The following is a 6,003-nucleotide window of genomic DNA, read 5'->3' on the forward strand; positions in this document are numbered from 1 at the left end:
TTGAAAAGAAAATCCCTTAAAGTGTGGTGTTTGATTGATCGCAATCGCTCTTTAAAAGAGAAAACATACATTGTGAGAGGATAAGATGTGGGAGGCAGGATGAAACTATCTGATCGGATATTGAAGATGCAAGAGAGTGTGACCTTAGCGTCAGGGGCTCGTGCCAAAGAGTTGAAAGAACAGGGACGTGATATCTTGAATTTGACCCTCGGTCAACCTGATTTTCAGACACCTGGGCACATTAATCAAAAAGCGATCGATGCCATTCAACATAATCAGGTTAGTTTTTACACACCTGCCAGTGGTCTTTCAGAGCTTAAAGACGCTATTGCTAGCTACATGAAAAACTTCTATGGTTACGATGTTAAGCGACAACACATTTTAGCAGCAACAGGGGCTAAGTTTGTCCTTTATGCCTACTTCATGACGGTTTTAGATCCTGGTGATGAGGTCATTATTCCGACACCATATTGGGTATCTTATTCAGATCAGGTAGAGTTGGCTGAAGGGGTTCCTGTTTTTGTTGAAGCCAAAGAAGAAAATCACTTTAAGGTGACCATCGAGCAGTTAGAAGCAGCCAGAACTGACAAAACCAAGGTCTTTTTACTGAATTCTCCGTCAAATCCTACTGGGATGATTTATACGCAGGAGGAGTTGTTATCTATTGGTAACTGGGCTGTTGAGCACGATATCTTAATCTTGTCTGATGATATCTACGGCCGTTTGGTTTATAATGGCAATACTTTTATACCGATTTCAAGCTTGTCTCAAGCCATTCGTCAGCAAACCATGGTCGTTAACGGTGTCGCTAAGACCTATTCAATGACAGGTTGGCGCGTTGGATTTGCGGTGGGAGATCCTGATATCATTGCTGGCATGTCCAAGATACTGAGTCAAACCACTTCTAATTTAACAACGGTGGCCCAATACGCTGCTATTGAAGCCTTGATTGGTTCGCAAGATTCTGTTGAGGAGATGCGTCAAGCCTTTGAACATCGTCTAAATACGATTGAACCTCTCATCAATGCTATTCCAGGCTTTACACTTGTGAAGCCTCAGGGGGCTTTCTATTTCTTCCCTAACGTTAAGGAAGCGATGGAAATGAAAGGGTTTAACGATGTAACAGACTTTACCAATGATATTTTGGAAAAAGCTGAAGTTGCCCTAGTTACGGGTCAAGGCTTTGGTGCACCTTATAGCCTTCGCATGAGTTATGCTTCTGATTTGGAAACTTTACAAGAAGCGGTTAAACGCCTCAACAAGTACATGTCTGAGCCATAAAGGAAAAGAGGACTGTTTCTTAGCTCAGTGAAAAGAAATAAGCCCTAAAACATAACAGGAGATCTTTTTTGTATAGTGCTGAACTGACGAAAAGGGTACTCTTTATTTAAGAAAGGATTGGGAAAGTTATTATGTCACGTCAATTAATTACCATTAAACAAGTTAGCCAATATGTTGGCGAGGAAGTTACTATCGGTGCTTGGGTTGCTAACAAATCAGGAAAAGGGAAAATCGCCTTTTTACAACTCCGCGATGGAACAGCCTTTTTTCAAGGCGTTGCCTTCAAGCCAAACTTTTTTGAAAGATTTGGTGAGGAAGAAGGAGCCGAAAAATTTGACACGATTAAGCGTCTAAGTCAAGAAACGTCAGTCTATGTGACAGGTACTGTCAAAGAAGATGAGCGTTCAAAATTTGGTTACGAGTTGGATATTACGGATATTGAGGTGATCGGTGAGTCACATGATTACCCTATCACACCCAAAGAGCATGGAACGGATTTCCTAATGGATAATCGTCACCTTTGGCTTCGTTCTCGCAAGCAAAATGCGGTGCAACAAGTTCGTAATGCTATTATTTATGCGACTTATGAATTCTTTGATAAAAATGGCTTCATTAAGTTCGACAGCCCAATCCTTTCTGGAAATGCGGCAGAAGATTCAACAGAACTCTTTGAAACTGACTATTTTGGTCAACCAGCTTATCTTAGCCAATCAGGACAGCTTTACCTTGAAGCGGGTGCGATAGCACTTGGTCGTGTCTTTGACTTTGGTCCTGTATTCCGTGCTGAAAAATCAAAAACACGCCGTCACTTGACAGAATTTTGGATGATGGATGCTGAATATTCCTTCGTTACCCATGAAGAATCACTTGACCTTCAAGAAGCCTATGTCAAGGCACTTATCCAAGGCGTTATTGATCGTGCACCACAAGCATTGGAAACCTTGGAGCGTGATGTAGAGGCTCTTAAACGCTATATCGCTGAGCCTTTCAAACGCGTTTCTTATGATGATGCGATTTCCCTTCTTCAAGAACACGAAGCGGATGAAGACACGGATTATGAGCACCTTGAACATGGGGATGACTTTGGGTCACCACATGAAACTTGGATTTCAAATTATTTTGGTGTGCCAACCTTCGTGGTCAACTACCCAGCAAGCTTTAAAGCCTTCTACATGAAGCCTGTTCCAGGAAATCCAGAGCGCGTGCTTTGTGCGGACTTGCTTGCGCCAGAAGGCTATGGTGAAATCATTGGTGGTTCGATGCGTGAGGACGACTACGATGCCCTTCTTGCCAAAATGGATGAGCTTGGCATGGATAAGTCAGAATATGACTTCTACCTTGATCTTCGTAAATATGGTTCCGTCCCACATGGTGGTTTCGGAATTGGAATCGAACGTATGGTGACCTTCGTCGCTGGTACCAAGCACATCCGTGAAGCCATTCCGTTCCCACGTATGCTCCACAGAATTAAACCATAAAGACTGTGCCCTTCTTCTCAAAAACGATAATTGTTTTGAGAAGAAAGAATGATAAAATAAACCATCAATATAAAAAACTAGTTGATCTCATCATGATTCAGCTAGTTTTTTTGATGCTTTATCAACGGTTACGAGAGACTGACAGCGCAGATCGAGAAGAGACCGAGATGCCTTCCTTGGTGTGTTAAAGGTTATGGCAGTTCTTGGAGTTTTAAAAGGTAACAAGCTAATAGGTAGTATTATTTATTGGATTTTTTAATGTCATTATTATTTAAGGTCATTACTAAGGTTGAAATTGCTTATAAAACATTTTAAATATTTTAAATATGGTTAAAAAGTAGGGATGAGTCTGGGTTTAAATGGTGTGATACCGGACGTAATCCTATAATGTTGCGTTTTTAGGTAGCTGATAAATGTAATTATCTAATCAATATAATTTTCTGAATTTACCAAACAATATCTAATTTAGATTATCTTTTACCTAGTGAAAATATGGTGGTTTTGGAATGGAGTAGTTGTTGCAGTTGTATGTTATCGGCTAAAATATCTCAATAATATTACGACGAGTTTAAGAAACAGTTATGTCGAGATGTTTGCTTAAAAAAAGAGTATAATGGATGGGATAGGATTAAAACTGTTAGTTAATAATACAATTAGGATTTTTTAAAAAATCTAAATAAAGAATACCAGGCTAAGATCGCTAAAAGAGATGTTAGGATTGGTTTGTATTGCCTTTTTAAAATATCAAAAAATCACACCATTAGTTGCATTTTAAAGGATAGTTGTATCTTACGAACATTCAATAGCATAAAGATTAGGAGAAAATCATGTTTCATAAACAAAAAGACCGTTTTTCAATACGGAAGTTTAAAATAGGTGTTGGCTCAGTGTTCTTGGGGTCATTTTTATTGGTAGCCCCTCAAGTTTACGCTGAGGAAACTGCAAATGGAATTCCAGGTTCAGAACTCATCACAAAACAGGCAGAACCGAAACCTGCGGACCTTACTGAGAAAACTCCAAGCGTAGAGGAGCCATCTCAATTAACTGAAGAAAATGCAGCTTCAACTCAACCTATGAAGGAAACATTACAATCTGTACCAGAAGTTAACCCAACAAGTCCAGTAGCAGCGCAGCCAGCTGAAGTTGAAAAAACTGAAGAAGTAGAAGAGGTTGCACCTGTTGCAGAAGTGCCAGCTAAAGCATCAGAAACCTCGAAAACAGTAGCAGAAGTAAAACAACCTGATAACTATCAAGGGACGAATGAAGCGACATCAACAAAAGAAGTTAAAGAACAGCTAATCAATACGAATCAAATTGGGGCTTCCTTTAGATCTGTTGGAAGTGACCGCAGTGTTTCTGATAATAAAGCAACTCAACCATTTGAATTAGGGAATGCTGAGTACAATGCTAAAGCTCGTCTAGAAGTAACCAAAAAGAACATGGTTAGTTACTTCACCGTAGGTGGTGATGCAAAAGGTGACGATGTCAATCCAACGACCTTAACAGCTGATGTAAGTGGACAAAGGGGAAGCCTTGGACTTTTTAACAAGATCAACATGAATGAAGACTTCAGACTTGAAGGGAAGTTAAATCTAGGGAATAAGTATGAAGGTTATCAAGTTGACGGTAAAAGCGGTGGCGATGGTGTTTCCGTTGTCTTTACCACAGCAAACCCAGGTGACGTAGGTCAATCTGGAGCTAGTATTGGTCTAGGGGGGATTCCTAACTCTTTCGGATTTAAGTTAGATACATGGCATAATACTTCAACCCCAAATGCTGCTCAAAAAGCTGGTGCAGACCCTAGATTTTTAGGATGGCAAAATGGAGCATTTGGAGCATTTTATAGCACAAATGGTGCAGGGGTAGCAAGTACTGCTGCAGCTGATGTCAAAAAACTTAATAATCCACCGATGAATAATGAATTCAAGGATTTAGTTGTTAGTTACAATGGTAGTACCAAAGTAATGACGGTGACCTATGATGGTCAAACTTTTTCAAGAAATATTCAAGATTATTTAAATCGTACAAGAACCACAACACGCCAAAAAGCTGGAGAAGAAGAACTAGCTTTTGCGATTTTTGCTTCAACAGGTGCAGGAACAAACTTACAGCAATTTGATTTAACTAGATTTGAATATTCAACTGGTGGAAATTATATAAAAGTTCTTTATAAAGATGATGCCACTGGAGAGACTATTAAAGAAGTAATTTACTCTGGAACGACTCGTGAAACGCTAAATTTGAGTGATAAATTATCATTGCCAAATTACGTCATGAAGAGAACTAATGCTGATACCGCAGAAGGCTATCAAGATTCAAACACCATAGCATTTAAAACTGGAATTCAGACTATTACGTATACATACGAAAAAGTAGACAAAGAACAGCTGAAAAAGCTTATTGATGGAGATGAACCATTAAAAGAAACAGCTACTTATACAACAGCAGACAAAGAAGCTCAAGATGCGTATAATAATGCTATAGATGAAGGAAAGAAAGTATTAGCAAATTCATCAGCTGACCAAGCGACTGTTGATGCTAGTTCAAATAAAATTACTGAAGCCATAGCAGGCTTGAAAGCCGCCGCAGCAGAAGCTAAAGCCTTGCAAGATGCGCAAGACGCAGTAGCAAAAGCAGAAGAAGCGCAAAAAGATGCCCAAGCAAAACTGGACGAAATCAAACAAACCCCAGGAGTAAGTCAAGAAGAAGTAGACGCATTAACAGCTCTCAATGAAAAAGTGACTGAAGCCAAAGCTAAAGCAGATGAATTGGTCAAAGCATTAGATAATGATGTTGCAGAAAAACCAGGCTTACAAGATCGAGTAGACGCAGTACATCCATTAGAAGTCCCAGAAGTAGATACAGACGGAGACGGAAAAACAGATGCAGCAGAAGCTAAAGCCTTGCAAGATGCGCAAGACGCAGTAGCAAAAGCAGAAGAAGCGCAAAAAGATGCCCAAGCAAAACTGGACGAAATCAAACAAACCCCAGGAGTAAGTCAAGAAGAAGTAGACGCATTAACAGCTCTCAATGAAAAAGTGACTGAAGCCAAAGCTAAAGCAGATGAATTGGTCAAAGCATTAGATAATGATGTTGCAGAAAAACCAGGCTTACAAGATCGAGTAGACGCAGTACATCCATTAGAAGTCCCAGAAGTAGATACAGACGGAGACGGAAAAACAGATGCAGCAGAAGCTAAAGCCTTGCAAGATGCGCAAGACGCAGTAGCAAAAGCAGAAGAAGC

The 6,003-nt window shown here is 39.9% G+C and carries 3 protein-coding genes; all 3 read left to right on the top strand.

Annotation, left to right across the window (positions count from 1 at the left end; all coding sequences use genetic code 11):
- Positions 1-99 precede the first annotated feature (99 nt).
- The gene (locus ABP870_RS09350) at positions 100-1,281 is read left to right on the top strand and encodes a pyridoxal phosphate-dependent aminotransferase (protein ID WP_350015143.1); all 1,182 of its coding nucleotides are present in this window, start codon (positions 100-102) and stop codon (positions 1,279-1,281) included.
- 131 nt (positions 1,282-1,412) lie between these two features.
- A complete protein-coding gene (asnS, locus tag ABP870_RS09355; RefSeq protein WP_350015144.1) occupies positions 1,413-2,759 on the top strand; it encodes an asparagine--tRNA ligase in 1,347 nt (448 codons plus the stop codon).
- An 827-nt stretch (positions 2,760-3,586) separates the two neighbouring features.
- The coding region (locus tag ABP870_RS09360) for a lectin-like domain-containing protein (RefSeq protein ID WP_350015145.1) at positions 3,587-6,003 on the top strand (2,417 nt) is incomplete at its 3' end.

Source organism: Streptococcus jiangjianxini, from assembly GCF_040225085.1.
GTDB classification, from domain to species: domain Bacteria; phylum Bacillota; class Bacilli; order Lactobacillales; family Streptococcaceae; genus Streptococcus; species Streptococcus jiangjianxini.

Excerpts from the sequence above, each read along its gene's own strand:
- asnS (WP_350015144.1), top strand. The coding sequence starts at position 1,413 with ATGTCACGTCAATTAATTACCATTAAACAAGTTAGCCAATATGTTGGC.
- ABP870_RS09350 (WP_350015143.1), top strand. The coding sequence starts at position 100 with ATGAAACTATCTGATCGGATATTGAAGATGCAAGAGAGTGTGACCTTA.